Origin of the sequence: Enorma timonensis (genome assembly GCF_000321165.1) — a bacterium.
Lineage (GTDB): Bacteria > Actinomycetota > Coriobacteriia > Coriobacteriales > Coriobacteriaceae > Enorma.
In genome coordinates, this window is sequence record NZ_CAPF01000098.1 from 1 (window position 1) to 20,464 (window position 20,464).

Sequence of the window (20,464 nt, forward strand, 5' to 3'; positions counted from 1 at the left end):
CAGAGTTGCCGCTTTCCCGGCTACTTGGCACACCCCTTATAAAACGTTCGTTTCGTTCAATTTGGTTCGGCGAGGCTGCTGCGGAGGTGTTGTAAGGGCGCCACGAGGTCGCCTGCGGTGCAAAAAAACGCGCGGGGCGCCGCAATTTGGCTGCAGCGCCCCGCAAAAACTCAATTATGCGCCACGTGGGCGTCGGTTTATCCCAGCAGCGCCGCGACCCTGCCCAGCAGCGGCTCGAAGCTCACGCCGCGCGCCTGGAAATCGGGCTGCTTCGAGGAGACGATCATCGCGTCGCGCACGAGGTCGCCGGCGAAGCGCACGGCCTCGTCGAGCGAGCGCCCGGCCATGATGGCGGCGAGCAGGCACGAGCAGTACAGATCGCCGGTGCCGTGGAGCATGTAGGGCAGAAGCTCGTTGCTCACTTCGAAGAAGGCGCCGCCCTGCGTGCCCACGAAGTTGCGGATGAGCCCGTCGCCGCGCTGGATACCCTTGAGCACGACGGTCTTCGTGCCCTTCTCGAGGAGCGCGTCCACCAGGCGGCGCGCCTCAGCGTCGTCGATGTCCTCGCCTGCCCACGCGTCGCCGATGGGCTCATCGAGGATGATGGCGGCCTCGGTGAGGTTGGGCGTGAGGATGTCCGCGCCCTCGGCGAGCTCGGTCATCGCGGCGCAGAGCTCGGGCGTGTAGGTGGGGTAGACCTTGCCGTGGTCGGCCATGACGGGGTCGACCACGCGCAGCGCCTCGGGGAACATGGCGTAGAGGTCACGGATGCGCTCGACTTGCTCCGGCGCACCGAGGAAGCCCGAGTACACCGCATCGATCTGGACGCCGATCTTCTGCCAGGCGGCGAGGTAGTCGGTGAGGATCTCGGTCGTGTCGTGCATGTACCAGCCGGGGAACGCGGTGTGGCTCGAGAAGATGCCCGTCGGGACGGGGCAGACGTCGCAGCCGGCGGCGGAGAGCACCGGGATGGCGATGCCGAGCGAGCATTTGCCGTAGCCGCACAGGTCGTGCACGGCGGCGACGCGCGGGATATACGCCCCCTCGCGCTGATAGAGTGGCAGAGCGGTGCTAGCGGTCTCGTTTGTCATGATTTCCTTCTTTCATCGCGGACTTATGGACCAGCGTGCGCTACCAGCATAGTACGCACCGGTCGTGACAGCGCCCGCGCACCGCGCAGTTTCCTATTTCGCCACAATGCCCGCACGGACCGCACGTCGGGCTGGGGCGCGGGGCAGGGCGCGACAAGCCCGGGCACCCGTCCCGGCTGCGCACCCGCCGCCCGCCGCGCCCTAGCCCTACCGCCGCGTGGTGGATTCGCGCACGATGAGCTCGGTCTCGAGCGTCATCGAGCGGGGCGTGCCGCCGCGCATGCGCTCGAGCAGCAGGTTGCAGGCTGAATATCCCATGCGGTAGCGCGGCTGGTTCACCGTCGTGAGCGTCGGGGTTGTCATGGTCGCGATGTCGATGTTGTCGAACCCCACCACCATGAGGTCGTCGGGCACGGAGAGCCCCGCCCGCCGCGCCGCGCGGATCACGGCCGCCCCGTACGTGTCCGAGCAGGCGAACACGCCGTCGGGGGCGTTCTCGGATTCGAGCATGTGGCACGCCGCCGCGCACGCGAGCTCGTAGTTGTTGTCGGGCACCTGCAGGATCCAGCTCGGGTCGAGGTCGATGCCATGCTCCCGCGCCACCGAGAGGAAGCCCTCCATGCGCCCGCGGGCGTACTTGTACGACTCGGGGCCGCTCACGATGGCGAGCCGCCGGCACCCGCACGCGATGAGGTGCTCGACGGCGGCGCGCGCGGCGGAGCGGTCGTCGATTGTCACGTAGGGCACGTCGGTCTCGGGGTTGTTCTCGGCGCACTGGATGGTTGGCAGCGTCGCGTCGATGCGCTCGATGGTCTCGGTCGAGAGCGAGCACAGGGTGATGAGGCCGCTCGCGTTGCTCCGCCGCAGGCTCGCGCAATACGCCTCGACGGTGCTCTGGCGCGGGGTGTCCCACGAGATGAGGACGTCGTAGCCCGCGGTGCGCGCGGAATCGCGCACGCCGTGGACGATCTCGCTGTAGAAGGGGTTGTCGAGCCACGGGATGTTCACCACGATGGGGCCGCGCTCCTCGGGCGGCCGCACGGCGCCGTAGCGGTCGACGAGGCTCGCGTACCCGAGCTCGCGGATGCAGGCGTTCACGCGCGCGAGAGTCTTGGCGCTCACGAGCTCCGGGTGGTTGATGACGCGCGAGACGGTCGCGGGGGAGACGCCCGCGCGCTGCGCGACGAGGTCGATGGTCATCTTCTTCGCCATGAGCTCTCCTTACATATATATGTGCGCCCGCGGGGTGCGAGCCGGGAGCCTGAGGGTCGGCGCGGGCCGTGCGCGGCTGCGGCGCGAGGGTTTCGCCCGCGTGCACACCTGCCACGACGCCCCTTTCATTCTAGGCGTGCGTGCCTGCCGCGCCCCCGATTTTCCGTCAGCGGAATGAAAAAATTTCAAACACAACGCTTACCGATATATTCCCGCCGTTGAGCACCGCATTATTACCGTTCGCGGATTGAAAAAACAGCAGGTGCGTACCGCCCCGGTATCATCGGAAATGAAAGAAATGTCGATATGGAATGAAAGAAATTTCACACCAGTATCGAGCCTCGGGGTATATTCGGCGCCCGCTCGTTGATTCAACGACGTCCGGGCGCTTCGAGGAAGCGGAAGCATGCGGACATGCGCCGCATCGGCGGAAGGGAGCACCATGGTTCGCGTCGGCGTCATCGGATGCGGAAAGATCTCGCAGGTACGGCATCTCCCGGAGTACGAGGCGAACCCTCATGCGCAGATCGTCGCCCTCTACGACGTGAACCTCGAGCGCGCCCGCGAGCTGGCCGAGCGCTACGGCGCCACGGCGTACGAGACGCTCGACGAGCTCCTCGCCGCGCCGGACATCGACGCCGTGAGCGTCTGCACGTCGAACGCCACGCACGCCGAGACCACCATCAAGGCGCTCCAGGCGGGCAAGCACGTGCTCTGCGAGAAGCCCATGGCCATCACGCTCGAGGAATGCGAGCAGATGGTCGCCGCCGCGGACGGCGCGGGCAAGCAGCTCATGATCGACCAGAACCAGCGTTTCGCGAAGGCGCACATCCGCGCCAAGGAGCTCCTCGACGCCGGGCGCATCGGCCGGGTGCTCACGTTCCGCACCACCTTCGGCCACGGCGGCCCGGAGACCTGGAGCGTCGACCCGGGCACCGGTAGCTGGTTCTTCGACCCCAAGCGCGCGGCGATGGGCGCCATGGCGGACCTGGGCGTGCACAAGACCGACCTCATCCAGTGGCTCATCGGCCAGACGGTCGTTTCCACCACGGCGCACGTCACCACGCTCGACAAGCGCGACCCGGAGGGCAACCTCGTGGGCGTGGACGACAACGCCGTCTGCATCTACCGGATGAGCGGCGGCGCGGTGGGAACCATGACCGCGAGCTGGACGTACTACGGCCCGGAGGACAACTCCACCGTCATCTACGGCACCGAGGGCGTCATGCGCATCTACGACGACCCGGCGCATTCCATCGTCATCGACCGCCGCGACGGCGAGCGCGAGCTCTACGACGTGGAGGCCATCCAGACGAATGACAACCAGACCGCCTCGGGCATCATCGACGCCTTCGTCGCCTGCCTCGAGGACGGCACCGAGTCTGCGATCCCCGCGTCGAGCGTGCTGCCCGCCATGCGCGCCGTGTTCGCGAGCATCGAGTCGAGCAAGACCGGTAAGACCATCGAGATCGGCTAGCACCGGGGCAATGTCAAAAAACCCCTGGGGTAATTTTACATGGAAGGAGAACGCGCTATGAGGATGGGATTCATCACCTCGCTCTTCGACGGCTGGACGTATGAGGAGATGATGGATGACGTCGCGCGCCTCGGGCTCGAGTGCGTGGAGGTCGCCTGCTGGCCGAAGGGCAAGGCGGAGCGCAAGTACGCCGGCGTGACGCACATCGAGACCGAGCGGGTGATCGAGGACGACGCCTACGCGCAGCACATCCTCGACTACGCCCGCGAGAAGGGCATCGACATCTGCGCGCTCGCGTACTACCCCAACAACCTCGACCCCGACCCCGAGCGCCGCAAGGTGTTCAACGACCACCTCGTCACCACCATCCGCGCCGCCGCGAAGCTCGGCGTGCCGAAGGTCACGACGTTCATCGGGCGCGTGACGGACAAGACCTTCGAGGAGAACCTCGAGATCCTGCCCGGCGTGTGGGGCCCCATCCTCGACGTGGCCGAGCAGGAGGGCATCCTCGTGTGCATCGAGAACTGCCCGATGCTCTTCGACGCGTCCAACTGGCCGGGCGGCCAGAACATCATGACCACGCCCGCCAACTGGGAGCGCGTCTTCGAGGTGCTGCCGAGCAAGAACCTGGGGCTCGCCCTCGACCCGAGCCACTTCGTGTGGCAGCAGATCGACTGCGGCGCGGCCATCCGCGAGTTCGCCGACCGCATCTACCACGTGCACTTCAAGGACATCAAGTTCAAGCCCGAGGAGCTCGCGCGCCGCGGCACCATGGCCTACCCGCTCGACATCATGGACCCGAAGATCCCGGGGTACGGCGACGTCGACTGGAGCGACTTCGTGTCGCAGCTCACCATGGTGGGCTACAACGGCGACTGCTGCCTGGAGATCGAGGACCGCTTCTTCGAGGACGGCACCCGCGAGCGCCTGGTGCAGGCGGTCGAACTCTCGAAGCGCTACATGGACCAGTTCGTCATCTAGGACTCAGCCTCGTCTGTGGAAAAGGCAGGCGAGTCGAAGGTAATGCGGCCAAACAGGGAAGGAAGGAACGCATTATGAGCAACATCACCCGTCGTTCGTTCGTGGTAGGTACGGGCGCGACCGCGCTGGTCGCCGCGCTCGCCGGCTGCTCCGGCGGCGAGACCGCCGAGGGCTCGGGCGCCGGTTCCGCCGCTGCCGCCACCGGTGGCCACATCTACGTGCTGACGGCCTCGCCGGACCACGGCTGGACCGGCCAGGTGGGCGTGTTCGCGCAGGAGAAGGTCGACGAGATCAACGATGCCGGCGCCTACACCGCCGAGCTCCAGACCGCCGGCGCCGCCGCGGATCAGATCGCCCAGGTCGAGGACATCCTCGCCGGCGACCTCTCCAACGTCGCGGGCATCGTCATCCAGCCGCTCGATGACACCGTCCAGTCCGCCATCCAGCAGATCGTGGACGCGGGCGTGCCCTACGTGGCGTTCGACCGCATCATCGAGGCCGTCCAGGATTCCGCCGTCGCCAACGTCAAGGGCGACAACTCCGGCATCGGTGCCGGCTCCGCGGCCTACTTCGTGGAGAACGGCATGAACCCGGGCGACGCCGTGTACATCTACCAGGGCGACACCTCCTCCGTGACCACCCTGCGCGACAACGGCTTCACCGACTACCTGCTCGGCAACCTCGAGTTCGACGGCGCCACCGTGCCCGAGGACAAGAAGTGGACGCAGGAGCAGATCGACGCCGCCATCAAGAAGTCCGGCGCCATGAACTGGAGCCGCTCCGACACGAAGGCCGCGTTCGAGTCGCTGCTGGGTGACGAGGCCAACGCGCAGATCAAGTGGTGGTATGCCGAGGACGACGAGCTCGCCATGGGCATCCTCGAGGCCCTCAACGGCGGCGGCATCACCGACGCCACCAAGGAGGTCTTCTACGAGACCAAGCCCTACATCACCGGCTGCGGCGGCCTGAACGAGTACTACGAGGTCATTCGTGGCAACAGCTACCAGGACATCACCGAGAACCTCGGCGGCGTCATGTCCGTCACCTACTCGCCGTCCATGATCCAGACCGCCATTCAGGACATGGTGGATCACCTCGACGGCAAGGAGGTCCCGCAGGACCACGTCATCGCCTGCGAGAACGTCACGGCCGAGAACGTCGACGATTACGTCGGCTTCGAGTAAGAGGCATCCCGGTGCCCGCCCCCAGCAGCACGCGGGCGGGCACCCCGTCGCGGCGCGGATCCGCGTTCGCCCCCCTGCGGCTTCGGCCGGGAGGCGGATGCGGGTCGCGCCGCCGTTTGGTATGCGTCCGCCGAAGTGGTGCTGCTTTCGGCGAGCGCATATGGAGGGGCGGCGGCCGGGGCGTGACCTGCGGGACGCCGAAAATGGGTTGAAAGGAACACGTCCCCAACCAACCCATTCGACAAGGGGACAGATCGCATTGGGAAGGAGCGCTATGGATCTGCTTGAGATGAGCGGCATCCGCAAGGCGTTCAGCGGCGTCACCGTCTTGAACGGCGTCGACCTGCACGTCGCGCGCGGCGAGATCCACGCCCTCTTGGGCGAGAACGGCGCGGGCAAGTCGACGCTCATGAACATCCTCACCGGCTCGTACACCGCCGACGCCGGCACCGTCACCTTCGACGGGGCGGACATCACCGGCGCCTCGATCAAGGCGGTCGAGAAGGCCGGCATCGCCTTCGTGCACCAGGAGCTCAACCTCTTCAATGACCTGCTGGCCTACGAGAACATCTTCCTGGGGCAGGAGGAGACCGGCCCGGTCTTCTCGCTCAAGAAGCGCAGCATGATCGAGAAGGCGCGCGAGCTCTTCGAGCGGCTGGGCGTGGACATCGACCCCACGGCCCTCGTCGCGGACCTCAAGCAGAGCCAGAAGCAGCTCCTGGAGATCAGCCGCGCGCTCTTCTTCAATGCGAAGCTGCTCATCCTGGACGAGCCCACCACCGCCCTCAACACGGCCGAGGTGGAGCACCTCTTCCAGATCGTGCGCAGCCTGCGCGACCAGGGCACGTCCTTCATCTTCATCTCGCACAAGATGCCCGAGATCTTCGAGCTGTGCGACACCTACACGGTGCTCCGCAACGGCTCGTTCGTGGGCGAGGGCAAGATCGCCGACACCACGCCGCGCGAGGTCACGGGCATGATGGTGGGCGCGGCCATCTCGGAGCGCGGGGCCTGGGAGCCGCGTCCGGCGGGCGAGACCGTGCTTGAGCTCGACCACTATTCCGGCCCGGGGTTCTCGGACATCTCCCTCAAGGTGTCGCGCGGGCAGGTCATCGGCCTCACGGGCCTCATGGGTTGCGGCAGCACGGAGCTCATGCAGTGCCTGTTCGGCATCGGCCACCCCACCGGCGGCACGGCAACGATGATGGGTAAGCAGCTCTCCGGCGGCTCGATCCACGAGGCCATGAAGGCGGGCATCGCCATGCTGCCGTCCGACCGCAAGGAGAACTCGGTGGTGCCGGACATGTCGCTCCTCGAGAACATGTACCTCTCCGAGCAGGTGCTCTCGGCGACGCAGCCCATCATCAACAAGCGCCGCGAGCAGGAGCGCTTCGAGCACTACCAGAAGCTGCTGAGCATCAAGGCGAACTCCAGCGCCGAGAGCGTGCTGTCGCTGTCCGGCGGCAACCAGCAGAAGGTCTTCATGGCGCGCTGGCTCAACACCGATGCCGAGCTGCTGCTGCTCGACAACCCCACGCAGGGCATCGACGTGGGCGCGAAGGCCGAGATCTACCACCTGATCCTCGACCTGGCGCGCGACGGCAAGACGGTGATCATCAACACGCTCGAGATCCCCGAGCTGCGCGAGGTCGCCGACGTGTGCTACGTGCTGTATGAAGGGCGCATCGTGAAGCGCCTGGAACATGACGAGATTGACGAGCAGACCGTCATGCTGTACTCGACGAACTCCGTGAGCGACGACCTGCCGGCGGGCGACGGCCAGCCGGTCGGGATGAATGAGTGAGGTGCATCCATCGTGAATGAGCAGGCAAAGGCGAAATCGACGGGGCTGGCGAGCGTGTTCGGCTTCGTGAAGCGGTACAGCTTCGTGCTGGTGTTTCTGGCCATCCTGGTGGTGTACGCCGTCGCGAACAACGGCCTCACGCTCAACGCGGGCATGAACGTCCTGCGCCACAGCGCGGTGATCGGCACCATCGCCATCGGCATGGGCATCGTGTGCCTCACCGGCGAGATCGACCTCTCCGTAGGCTCGATGCTCGCGCTCGTGGCCGGCTTCTCGGTCGTGGTGTTCAACATGACGGGGTCCATCCCGCTCACGCTGCTGTTCGCGCTCGCGTTCGGCGCGCTCTGCGGGCTGGTGAACGGCTTCCTCGTGGGCGTGGTGCAGATGCCGGCGTTCATCGTGACGCTCGCGACCATGCTCATCTACCGTTCCGTGGCGCAGTACGCCTGCCAGCACCTGCCCGGCGACCTCATCGGCAACGGCAGCTCCGTGTACCGCATGTCCAACGAGCTCGGCGCCTACGACGCGCTCTACACCTTCGGCAACGCGCGCATCGCGGGCGTGCCCATCGTCGGCATCGTCATGGTGCTCATGGTGGCGCTGTTCGTCTACATCTGCACGTCGACGAAGTTCGGCAAGAAGATCTACGCGGTGGGCTCGAACGCCAAAGCGGCGCACCTCGCGGGCATCTCCGTGCCGCTCATGAAGACGCTCGTGTTCACCATCGCGGGCGCGCTCGTTGGCCTCGCGGCATTTCTGTGGGTGGCGATGAATGCCTCCGCCGACCCGGCCACCACCGGCTCGAGCTACGAGATGTACGCCATCGCCTCCGTGGTGCTCGGCGGCATCAGCATGAGCGGCGGGCGCGGCCGCATGATCGGCGTGCTGTTCGGCGCGCTGTCCTACGACGTCATCGACAAGATCATCATCGCCCTCAAGATGGACGCGCTCATCCAGGACACCATCAAGGGCGTCATCCTCATCGTGGTGATCATGATCCAGGTGGCGGGGCCGCAGCTCAAAGAGGTGTTCAGCCGCAAGGGCGCGAAGCGCGGCGATACGGCGAAGTAAGCACGCGGCGCGCGGGTGCGGTGCGCCGGATGGTGTAAGGCCGCCGCGGAGCACAGCCGCGTGGCGCCGGGTGATGCGACCTTCCTCCCACAGCCCCGGGTGCAGCTCGATGGCGAGCGCGCCCGGGGCTTTTTGCGCCCTGCCCGGCGGGGTGCGTTTTCAGGCGGTGAGCAGCGCAAATCTACCAAAATGTCACACGGCGACCAACATACGGCATCCCTGCAGACAAATGGGCTCATAGCGTCAAATGATGTGGGGGGTATTGATGAAATATCTGCAGGTCAGCCGCCGATTTTTCGTTTACAGACCTTGCAATGCGGATTAGAGTAGGCATGTCTATCCTCATGTAGCGTAGGGATAGATATGCGCAAATGCAGCGTAATGGTAGTTCGCGTGTCGGTAAGGGATGGGAAGGTTATGTTGATGGCAGGAACCCACAAGAAACCCCGCGGGGGGGGGGCGCTCTAGGGCGATAGTGGCTGCAGCCCTCGCAGCCGTGCTGTTCGTCGTGGTGTCGGTGGCGTCGTTCATAGGCGTCGCGCGAGCCGCGGGCGTCACGGGCAAGACGGTGGTCGACCCGGATACGACGAATAGCTGGACGCAGTACACGCGTCCCGATGATCAGCCGTCAACGCAGAACGTCGGTCGCATCTGGACCGACAAGAGCGTGTTCGATGACACGTACACGTTCAAGAACGACGACAACGAAGGTCTGAGCGGGCAGTCCATCACGAAGGGCGACTCCGACTTTATCGTGAGCCTTTCGGCGCTGTCCTCGACGTCCAACCTCAAGTCGACGACGGTTTCGACGAAGCCGCTCGACATCGTGCTGGTGCTGGACGTGTCCGGGTCGATGTCCCAAAGCATGGGCACGACCTACACCTATACCGAGGCCTATCCGAGCAACCATCGCGGAACCTATTACGTCAAGGTGGATGGAGCCTGGCAGCAGGTTGAGTATTTCGAGCCGGGTCGGTGGGATTCTGATCCGGAAGGCTGGCGGTACCGCAGCGGCGGAAGCGGTTGGAATCCGCAATATACCTACGTAGAGCCGAAGACCTCGCCTGCGGACAACGATCCCGATCACATTCAGTTCTACTCGCGCGGGCACGGTCAGAACATCAGCAAGATTGATGCGCTGCAGAACGCGGCGGACGCATTTGTTGATTCCGTCGCCGAAATGAACGATGGCATCACAGATCCCAATAATCAGCACCGCATCTCGCTGGTGAAGTTCGCCAGCGGTAGCCGTGACAACATCGGCAACAACAAAGATGGGGACGGATACAACAATTCCCAGGTCGTGTCTGACCTTGCGCCATACACGACCGATAACGCTGCAACGCTCAAAAATACCATCGATAGGCTTGAGCCGGCTGGCTCTACCTATGCGAACTACGGTATGAGTCATGCGAAGCGTGTGTTGGATGGCGGAGAGGGACTGACCGGCGCCCGCGCCAACGCGCAGAAGGTCGTTATCTTCTTCACTGATGGTGAACCCGGATATAGCGAATGGAGCGGTTCCGTTGCCGCCGAAGCTATTAACTATGCATACGACATGAAACAAGACGGCACGCTGATTTATAGTATCGGCGTGTTCCAGGATGCCGATCCGAGCGACACGAGCGGCAATTTCAACAAATACATGAACGCTGTTTCGAGCAACTATAGAGATGCTCAGTGCGCGGAGAATACTTCGTGGTTCCCTTGGGATGAGCCGAACTACGAGCAGACAGATGACTTTGGTGATCTCATGCTTGGCGACCGTACGACGGGTGCCCAGGGTGAGCCGAATCCCGATTACTACTTCGCTGCGACAGATTCCGAACAGCTCGATCAGGTCTTCGAGGACATCACGTCCTCCATCACCGAGAACGTTGGTTCTGGTTCGCCGATCGTTGACAACTCCCTCGAGGGCAACCTCGCCCCGGGTAATCTCACCTTCACCGATCAGCTCGGCTCCTACATGCAGGTGACGGGCACCGGCGTCGGTAAAGACCAGATTCAGCTTGCCTATGGCGACGAGATCTATACAAGTGACAGCAAAGAGACGAACGGCAACGTCGACACCTATCACTTCACCGGTACGGTTGACGGCAACGCTGTGTACGGTTCGGCGAATCTTGCCGACCTTACGGTGACGGTTACCCGCAGCGATGACCTTGCCACGGGCGACACCATCACCGTTACCCTTCCTGCATCCCTTATCCCGCTGCGCAACTACAACGTTGATACCGACACCGGTGACATGACGGTGTCCCAGGCATATCCTGTGCGTCTGTTCTACGGCGTGAGCCTGAAGGCTGAGGCCAAGGAGGCGCTTAACAAACCGTCGAGCGACGAGTACGCGGCTATCGTGGCTTCCCAGAAGTCCGCGGATGGCAAGACCATCGACTTCTATTCCAACAACTTCACGGCCGGCGCAGCCGACGGTCTCACGACGGCGACCTTCGAGCCCAACGCGGGCAACAAGTTCTACTACTACACGCAGAACACCACGCTCTACGTCGACGAGGGCTGCAACACCGAGGCGACTCAGTGGAACATCGGTAATTACAACACCCTCTACTGGAAGGACACCTACTGGGTGCAGACCAGCGAGGGCACGGGCGAGGAGCGCTCCACGGGCGTCGCCATTCAGCGCGGCACCGCTGAGTGGAACGCGATGCAGAAAGAGGATGGTTGGGACGGTGCCTACTACATTCCCGCCGGTACCCAGCGCACCGACCGTCCCGCAACGCTGACCGACGGGAAGGACTCGAACGAAACGAAGACCGCGGCCAACGTGCTCAACCCGTCGTGGAGCGACACCGACGAGGTCACCCAGGCGCTCGGCAACAACGGCAAGCTCTACTACGAGATGCCCGGTTCGCTCGAGATCAAGAAGACGGTCGACTGGGGCAACGCGTCCGACGAGACCAAGCAGAATACGGAAAAGAACACGTTCACGTTCGAAATCACGGCAAGCGTGCCTTCCGATGAGGAGGGTAAGACCGAGCCGCTTTCCGGCACCTATAACTACTACGTCGGTGACAAGGCTGACGGCAATGTGACGTTCAACGAAGGCAAGGCGACGCTGGAGGTTAAGGGCGGCACGACGGTTCGCATCGACAGCCTGCCCGTTGGCACCGAGTTCACGGTGACCGAGAAGGGCGTCGGCGACAACGGCTGGACTGTGAAGGATGCCACGGCGCAGGATGGCGTTCAGAACGACAACACCACCGACGGCATCGTGACCGGTACCATCGAGTCCGCTACGCAGGTCTCCCTGACGTTCGACAACGTGTATCGCGCCGCCGACGTGAACCTCAGCACGAACACCACACTCAGCGTGGAGAAGGTGCTCAAGGGCCGCGACTGGCGCGACAGCGACGAGTTCACGTTTGATATCGATGGGCTGGGCAATACGGCCGGGAACGGTATTACCACGCCCGAACCTGCCGACACAACCATCACGGTGAACAGCCAGACCGAGGATTACAAGGCTTCCTTCGGAGACATCACGTTCACCGCACCCGGCGAGTATCGCTACAACATCACTGAGGACAACGACACCGATCCGATCAACGGCATCGACTACTCCGCGGCGATTTACCGCGTGGTGGTCACGGTGACCGATGACGGTAACGGTAAGCTCGTGGTCTCCAAGGTCGAGCTGCAGCAGACCCAGAACGATGAGGGCACGATGGGGGCCGGCGCCGACCCGGTGCCGGTTGAGGGCAGCACCGCCACGTTCACGAATACGTATGACGTGAACTCCGCTCCCACCAACATCGACGGCACGAAGGTCTACAACGACACTACGGGCGGCAACGGCATCGACTACGGTAAGTTCACCTTCCAGCTCGAGGCGCTTGGTGGCTACGAGACCAAGGGCGGTAGCTCCGTGAACTACACGGTTGACGCAACAGACGTCCCGATGCCCGCGGACGTTGCCGAGGGAACCACGACCAAGCAGGTGACCAACACCGGCCATGACTTCACCTTCGGTACCATCAACTATGACGGCAACGATGTTGGCAAGACCTTCGAGTACAAGGTGACCGAGATCGCCGGCGACGAGCAGGGCATGACCTACGACAAAACCGAGCGCATCGTTCAGGTGGAGGTCGAGGAGGTCACTACGGGCGAGGGGACTCCCGAGGAGGAGACCCATCTGGTCGCCACCGTGCTGTCTCCGTATGACACGCCTGCCGGCCTCGCGTTCAACAACGAGTACGACCCGGCCGACGCCGAGCTCAAGGGCGATACCGCCATCCACGGCACCAAGACCCTTACCGGTCGCGAGATGCATGACGACGAGACGTTCTACTTCCAGCTGACGGCGACGAACGATAACGCGAAGAGCATTCTGCCCGATGCGGAGGTCGTCCAGGTTACCAAGGCCGACATGCAGGGCGGATCTGCTGACTTCTTCTTCAAGGACATGGCGTTCGCCAAGACGGGCGAGTACACGTTCACCGTGGACGAGGTCGCGTCTGACGGTCAGGGTGACTACATCGAGACCGCCAACGGTGCCGGCATGACCTACGACACCAACATCTGCACCGTGACGGTCAACGTGACGGACAGCCACGATGGAACGCTCCAGGCTAAGGTTACCTATCGCAATGACAAGCACGCAGGCGAGATCGAAGGCGCGTACTTCAAGAACACCTACGAGGCGTCCATGGACTACGGCGCCGAGGGCAAGGGCGGCATCAAGGTGACCAAGCAGCTCACCAACCGCCCGATGGATGCTGACGAGTTCGCGTTCTCCATTACGGGCGTGGCAAATGACAGCGGAAAGACCACTGCCGATGATGCCAACGAGAAGCTGACTGAGGTCGATACGAGCTTTAAGAACACGGCGGCTGCATCCGGTCAGACCATCACCATGGACAAGCTCCAGGGCGTGACCTTCGACGAGACCGATGCGGGCAAGACCTACAGCTACATCGTGGACGAGGTCACCGAGAGCGGCGCCCCGCAGGTGACCTATGACCAGACCCAGTATCGCGTGGACATCGAGGTCGTGGACAACGGCAACGGCACCATGCACACGCTCACCACGGTGACGAAGATCCAGAACGCCCAGGGCGAGCCCGCGGACGAAGTCATCGTTGACAAGGCGGACTCCGATGCCGACGGCTACACCGCGCCGACCTTCGGCTTCGTCAACGAATACAACCCGACGCCTGCCACGGTGGGAGAGGACGCCGATTATCAGATCCAGGTGACCAAGTATGTTGAGGGCGCGGATTCCGCGACCGACTACACCTTCACGCTCAAGCTCGCTGACAGCAGCACTGGCATGGCAGGTTACGTGAAGGGTCTGGGTCCGGACGGCACGATGACTGTCAACACGACGGACACCATCAAGGCCGGTGAGTCCCAGAGGCTCACGTTCGGCGATTTGGCCTTCACCAAGCCGGGCACCTACACCTTCACGGTGCAGGAGAACGCGCCTGACGCGGATGCAGGCTGGGCGTTTGACACGAGCGAGCGCACGGTGACCGTTGAGGTAACCGATCGCAACGCCGAGGGTAAGTACGACGGCAAGCTCTACATCGCCAAGGTGGATGGCAGCCCGGTTGAGATTACTAACCGCTATGCGGCCGATCCGGTGGTCGTGGGCGGCGAGGACGCCGAGCAGCAGATCACGGTTCGAAAGACCGTGACGGGCGCTGCCTCCACCACGGACTTCCAGTTCAAGATCGAGCCGGTCGACAAGGACGACGAGAAGTGGGACAACGTCAAGGCTGTTGAGAGTGACTTCGACGGCCAGACCTCCATCACCGAGGACTTCGCTGACGGCGACACCAAGACGGCCGCCTTCGGCGCCATCAAGTTCAGCGCCACGGGCGAGTACCAGTTCAAGATCACCGAGGTTGGCGCAGCTGACTTCAACGATGGCGTCAATCGTAATGGTTGGACCTACGACGAGCACGCGGCATTCGTGACCGTCACGGTGACCGACAACGGCGAGGGCCAGCTCGTCGCTAAGCTGACCTACGACAACGACGGCGCGAACACCGATACCGACAAGCAGGTGGAAGACGCTGCCGCGTTCACCAACGCTTACACGACGACGCCTGTCGAGCTGACCCAGGATGCCGAGTCGGGCATCGGTGTTCAGAAGAAGGTCGAGGGCGCGCCGAACTCGGCGAACTTCACCTTCAGCGCGACCTTCAATGCCGACGCGAGTGCGGAGAAGGCCGCCGCGGCCGACATGGCCGCGGGCAAAGCCGCCGGTATTGAGGGCCTGACCGAGGGCAAGCTCTCCGTGACCATCAAGGACGACTTTGAGGCTGGTGACACCAAGGCCGCCGACTTCGGCACGATCAAGCTCACCAAGCCGGGCGTGTACGTGTTCGACGTGACGGAGGACAACGCCAAGGTCGAGGAGCCCAACGGCTGGACCTACGACAAGACAACCCACCAGATCACGGTGACGGTCACCGACAACGGCAAGGGTCAGCTCGAGGCTACGGTTGACGGCAACGACCCGCTGTTCACCAACAGCTACCATGCCCATAGCGTGACGCTGCGCGGCGAGGATCAGCTCAAGGTGACCAAGGAGGTCACGGGCGCGCCCGCGCTCTCCGACTTCGAGTTCACCCTGACGCTCATCGAAGGCGATGCAACTGCTGTGACGGGCATCGACGAGCATGGCATCACCAAATCCACCTCTGGCCTGAAAGACAAGACGGGCGACGAGGCGAAGCAGACCGTCGAGTTCGGCGAGCTGACCTTCACGAAGGCTGGCACCTATACATTCCAGGTTGTCGAGAACACCACGACGGATGCCGCTGGCTGGACCTATGCTTCTGGCGACGATAACGCCCAGACCATCACGGTCACGGTGACGGACGATCAGGTCAGCGGTCAGCTTGAGGCCACTACCGAGCTGGATGGCGAGGAAACCAACAACCCGACCTTCACCAACAGCTACAAGGCTGGTTCCATCACCACGGGCACCGACAATGGCATCAACGTCCAGAAGACGCTGACCGGCCGTGATTGGCTGGAGGGCGACAGCTTCGAGTTCGTCCTCGAGGCGGTTGATGGCGCCCCCATGCCCGAGGGCGACGGCAACAAGGTGACCATCACCGATAAGAGCGATCCCAAGACCGCAGTGTTCAGTGGCATCACCTATGAGGCTGCTGGCGATTACAAGTACACGGTCACGGAGACCAAGGGGACTTTGGGCGGCGTGACCTACGACGAACACGTGACGAACGTGACGGTGACCATCGCCGACGATGATTACGATGGTTCCTTCGAGGTCAAGTCGGTCGTGTACGACAACTCCGATGCCGCTACCGATGCCGACCAGGCTGTGGACAACGCTGCCGCGTTCACCAACGTATACAAGGCGTCTGGCTCGCTCGACGGCGATGCCGACGGCAACCTCACCGTGACCAAGAGCTACACGAGCAACCTGGGCGACCCCTGGACGCCGGACGATAGCTTCGGCTTCACGCTCGCGGCTGACACCACGGACGAGCCGACGAAGCAGGCCGTTGATAACGGCTGGATCGCTCTGCCCGAGAACGCGGGCAAGGCCGATGAGCCTGGCATCACGGTAACCGCCGAGAGCAAGAACCATCAGGCTTCCTTCGGTGACATCATCTTCACGCACGCGGGCACGTTCAAGTTCACCGTGCGCGAGGTGCTGCCCGAGGGTGTGAGCACCGACAACCCGACCAAGGACGGCATCACCTACGACACGTCCGTCAAGACCGTGACGGTCAACGTGAACGATAACGGCGACGGCACCCTGACGGCCACGGTGGCAGAGGGCAGCGATGCGCTGACCTTCGACAACACCTACAACGTGCAGCCCGTCATGTTCCGTGCGGCGCACTTCGCGCTGCAGGGCAACAAGGTGCTCGACGGCCGCACCTGGGAGCAGGGTGACGCCTTCACCTTCACCATGACGGCTGGCCGCGGCACCAACCCTGACGGCGAAACGCAGATGGATCCCGGCGTGGTCGAGGCGACCATGCCCGAAAAGACCACCGATACCATCGAGCCGCTGGCGGATGGTTCCAAGGTGACCGACAACTCCGCTCAGTTCACCTTCACCGACGAGCGTTACCCCGGCGGCGACGTGGCGCCCGATGCGAAGGACGTGTTCACGTTTACGCAGCCCGGTACCTATCGCTACCTCATCGCCGAGACCAACCCCAACGCTTCGAACCCCGGCTCGGGCATCCTGGGCGTGACCTACGACCAGACGCAGTACCGCCTGACCGTGGTCGTTGAGGACGATGGCAACGGCAACCTCGAGGTGACGAGCAGCAAGTTCTCGTCGCGCCCGACCGCGGGCTCCGGCGAGTGGTCTGACATCGCCGGCGACCAGGGCATCACGTTCACCAACAAGTACTCGGCGAACGAGGTGGGCGTTTCGTTCAACGCCGCCAAGGTGCTGACCGGCCGCGACACCGCCATGTCCGACAACGAGTTCATGTTCCACATGACGTTTGCCGGCTGGATGTCGAACGACGACTTCGACGCCCAGTCCGAGGATTGGAAGATGGACGGCGAGGTTGCCGAGAAGGCTCCTGCGGCCGCGCCCGACAAGGGCAACATCATTCGCGGCGACGTGATCTTCGACAACGTGACGTTCACGAGCGATAACGTGGGCTACACCTATCGCTACGCTATCACCGAGGTGATTCCGGACGACGCGACGAACGCCGCGTATCCGGACGTGACCTACGGCACGGCTTCGGCCGAGCAGAAGGCCGGCACCGGCTGGACGAAGAACGGCGTGACCTATGACGGTTCCACCAAGTACGTGACCGCCAAGGTGACGAGCGAGCAGACCCAGGATCAGCAGAACCCCGGCACCTTCATCGAGGTCGTGCGTGTGGCCACGGGCGGTGAGGCTCCGTACAACGAGCAGACCGGCACGTTCGAAGGCAACGCCATCTTCACCAACACCTACGATGCGGGTTCGACGGATGTCGACACCGGCACCGCCGACGTGCAGCTCACCAAGGTGCTCACGGGCAAGGCGTGGGACGGCGACAGCTTCACCTTCAAGATCGAGGCCGTTTCCAACACGGCCGGCATCGAGCTTGACCAGCAGCCCATGCCCGCCCAGACCGAGGTGACGGTCAACGCGGCCACCGGTGAGGACGCCGAGGGCAACGACCAGGCGACCTTCTCGTTCGGGAAGATCTCCTACGACACGCCGGGCACCTATGTATATAAGGTGGCCGAGGTCGCGGGTGATAACCCGGGCATCACGTATTCCACGAACGAGGCCACCATCACGGTGACGGTCGAGGACAACAACGCGGGCGGCTACACCACCGGCGTGACGGTTGCCAATAACGTGTTCACCAACCAGTACGCGAGCGAGCTCGACTTCGCGGCGGCCGGTGGCATCGAGATCGCCAAGATCTTCGAGAACGCCGACATGCGCGAGTTCAGCTTCACGGTGAAGCCGGCCGACCAGGCGTCTGCCGACAAGCTCGGCATCGACATGGACGGCGAGACCTTCACCACGAAGGCGGGTGCCACGGTCGATGACGACAACGCGTCGCACGCCGAGGTCATGATGATCGACGCTGCGACCGAGGCCAAGTTCACGCAGGACGATGCCGACGACACCTACACCTACACGGTGCAGGAGGTCAAGGGCGCGGATGCCGGCGTCGACTACGACGGCACGGTCTACACCGTGACCATCACCACGGCTGACGACGGCCACGGCGGCATCAAGGTGACCACCACGGTGACCGACGGCGCGGACTACACCCAGACCTACGTCTACGACAACGACGAGAACGAGGACCCGACCGCGGTGATCCCGTTCACCAACACCTACAAGGCGACGGGTGAGCTGGGCGGCAACGGCTCCGCGAGCATCAAGGCCACCAAGACGCTCACCAACCGCCCGATGGTCGACGGCGAGTTCACCTTCAACGTGACGAACGCTGCCGATCAGAGCGACACGGTGGTTGCCACCGGCACCAACGCCGCGGACGGAACCATCACGTTCAGCGCCATCAACTACAGCATCGACCAGATGATGAAGGACGTGGACAACAACCTGGCGACGCCGAGCCTCGTGAACGGCAAGAACACCTTCACCTACACCTATGACGTGACCGAGGACACCACCAACCTGGATGAGGGCGTTGCAGCGACCGATGCCGCGGGCTTCCAGATCACCGTCACGGTGACCGACAACGGCGACGGCACGCTCGGGATCGTCGTGGGCTACCCGCAGGGTTCCGAGAACGGCCTCACGTTCCGCAACACTTACGGCGAGGGTCAGACGGGCCAGCAGACCATCGCCATCGCCGGTGCGAAGCAGCTCAAGGTCGAGTCCGGCAACAACGCGCCCGACATCGCGGGCAAGTACACCTTCACGCTGACCGGCGAGGACGGCGCGCCGATGCCCGCCACCACCACGGCGACCAACGACGCCTCGGGCAACGTGAGCTTCGGTGACATCACCTTCACCATGGAGAACGTCTTCGGCGACACGGGCAGCCAGACCGCTGCGGCGACCGCCGAGGCCGAGGGCGAGGGCACCGAGGACGCGCCCGCCGTCGAGTCCGCGCAGCGCACCAAGACCTTCACCTACACGGTGGCGGAGACGGGTGAGGTCGCGGGCGTGGCGAACGACGCCGAGACCGGCAAGACCTTCACGGTCACGGTGACCGACAACGGCGACGGTACGCTCTCCGCGGTGGCCGATCCGGCGCAGGGTGCGCTCTTCACCTTCACGAACACCTACTCCGTCGACCCGCAGACCTCGTCGCCCACGGCTGACGGCGGCCTGACCCTCACCAAGGAGCTCACCGGCCGCACGATGGACGAGGGCGAGTTCCAGGTGGTCATGGTGGACAAGGACGGCACGCAGGTCTCGCAGGGCGTGAACGATGCCAACGGCAGCATCGCGCTCGACGCGATCACCTTCACCGCGCCTGGTGACTACACCTACACCTTCTACGAGGTCGATGGCCACAAGGGCGGCGTGACGTACGACGCGGCACGCTACACCGCGACGGCGTACGTGAAGGACGAGGGCGACGGCACGCTGTCCGTCACCTGGGAGTTCGCGGACGCCAACGGCGACCCCGTGACTGACGTGGTCATTAGCAACAGCTACGAGGCACGGGACGCGTCGATCTACGTCGGCGGGTCGAAGGTGCTCGACGGCCGCGCGCTCGCCGAGGGTGAGTTCTCCTTCGAGCTGCGCGACGCCGACGGTAACGTGCTGCAGACCGTGAAGAACGCGGCGGACGGCGGCTTCGTCTTCGACGCCATGACCTTCGACACGGCCGGCGAGTACCAGTTCACCGTGGCCGAGGCGCTGCCCGAGGATGACGACCCGGCGACCGCCGGCGTCCAGAAGGACGGCGTGACCTACGACGAGACCGTCTACACCGTGGACGTGACCGTCGAGGACAACCGCGAGGGCTACCTCTGGGTGACGAGCCTCACCTACAACGGCAAGGCCGAGCTGCCGGTGTTCTCGAACACCTACGTTGAGCCGGTTGCCCCGGCGGGCCCGAGTGACGACGGCCTGATCCAGACGAGCGACATGATGCCGACCGCCGTGATGGCCGCAGCGGGCATCGGCGCCGTGTGCGTCGCGGCCGGCGTGGTGACGCGCAAGAAGCGGGGTGAGTAGCGC

At 63.9% G+C, this 20,464-nt stretch carries 8 protein-coding genes; 6 read left to right on the plus strand and 2 right to left on the minus strand.

The window, feature by feature from the left end:
• Nucleotides 1-197: 197 nt before the first annotated feature.
• The gene (locus BN423_RS10210) at nt 198-1,091 is read right to left on the minus strand and encodes a PfkB family carbohydrate kinase (protein WP_019240149.1); all 894 of its coding nucleotides are present in this window, start codon (nt 1,089-1,091) and stop codon (nt 198-200) included.
• 207 nt (nt 1,092-1,298) lie between these two features.
• The gene (locus BN423_RS10215; protein WP_019240150.1) at nt 1,299-2,303 is read right to left on the minus strand and encodes a LacI family DNA-binding transcriptional regulator; all 1,005 of its coding nucleotides are present in this window, start codon (nt 2,301-2,303) and stop codon (nt 1,299-1,301) included.
• A gap of 442 nt (nt 2,304-2,745) precedes the next feature.
• On the opposite strand from BN423_RS10215, the gene BN423_RS10220 reads away from it, so the two are divergent.
• From BN423_RS10220 to BN423_RS10245, 6 genes are all read left to right on the plus strand, one after another.
• Nucleotides 2,746-3,780 (plus strand): Gfo/Idh/MocA family protein, encoded by a 1,035-nt coding sequence (locus BN423_RS10220; RefSeq protein ID WP_019240151.1) that lies wholly within the window; start codon nt 2,746-2,748, stop codon nt 3,778-3,780.
• Between the two features lie 57 nt (nt 3,781-3,837).
• Nucleotides 3,838-4,761 (plus strand): sugar phosphate isomerase/epimerase family protein, encoded by a 924-nt coding sequence (locus tag BN423_RS10225; RefSeq protein WP_019240152.1) that lies wholly within the window; start codon nt 3,838-3,840, stop codon nt 4,759-4,761.
• Between the two features lie 74 nt (nt 4,762-4,835).
• Nucleotides 4,836-5,945: a substrate-binding domain-containing protein gene (locus BN423_RS10230; RefSeq protein WP_019240153.1), complete on the plus strand. Its 1,110-nt coding sequence runs from the start codon at nt 4,836-4,838 to the stop codon at nt 5,943-5,945.
• A gap of 274 nt (nt 5,946-6,219) precedes the next feature.
• Entirely contained in the window at nt 6,220-7,749 is a 1,530-nt protein-coding gene (locus BN423_RS10235; RefSeq protein ID WP_019240154.1) for a sugar ABC transporter ATP-binding protein, read from the plus strand.
• A gap of 12 nt (nt 7,750-7,761) precedes the next feature.
• Nucleotides 7,762-8,820, plus strand: a complete 1,059-nt coding sequence (locus tag BN423_RS10240) for an ABC transporter permease (protein ID WP_019240155.1) — start codon at nt 7,762-7,764, stop codon at nt 8,818-8,820.
• A gap of 475 nt (nt 8,821-9,295) precedes the next feature.
• Nucleotides 9,296-20,461 carry a Spy0128 family protein gene (locus BN423_RS10245; RefSeq protein WP_019240156.1) on the plus strand — a complete coding sequence of 3,722 codons (11,166 nt, stop codon included), beginning with the start codon at nt 9,296-9,298 and terminating at the stop codon, nt 20,459-20,461.
• The last annotated feature ends 3 nt before the right edge of the window (nt 20,462-20,464 follow it).

Bases quoted from the DNA above. Each gene is read 5' to 3' on its own strand.
- BN423_RS10215 (WP_019240150.1), bottom strand. From the start codon at position 2,303: ATGGCGAAGAAGATGACCATCGACCTCGTCGCGCAGCGCGCGGGCGTC.
- BN423_RS10210 (WP_019240149.1), bottom strand. From the start codon at position 1,091: ATGACAAACGAGACCGCTAGCACCGCTCTGCCACTCTATCAGCGCGAG.
- BN423_RS10230 (WP_019240153.1), top strand. From the start codon at position 4,836: ATGAGCAACATCACCCGTCGTTCGTTCGTGGTAGGTACGGGCGCGACC.
- BN423_RS10235 (WP_019240154.1), top strand. From the start codon at position 6,220: ATGGATCTGCTTGAGATGAGCGGCATCCGCAAGGCGTTCAGCGGCGTC.
- BN423_RS10225 (WP_019240152.1), top strand. From the start codon at position 3,838: ATGAGGATGGGATTCATCACCTCGCTCTTCGACGGCTGGACGTATGAG.
- BN423_RS10220 (WP_019240151.1), top strand. From the start codon at position 2,746: ATGGTTCGCGTCGGCGTCATCGGATGCGGAAAGATCTCGCAGGTACGG.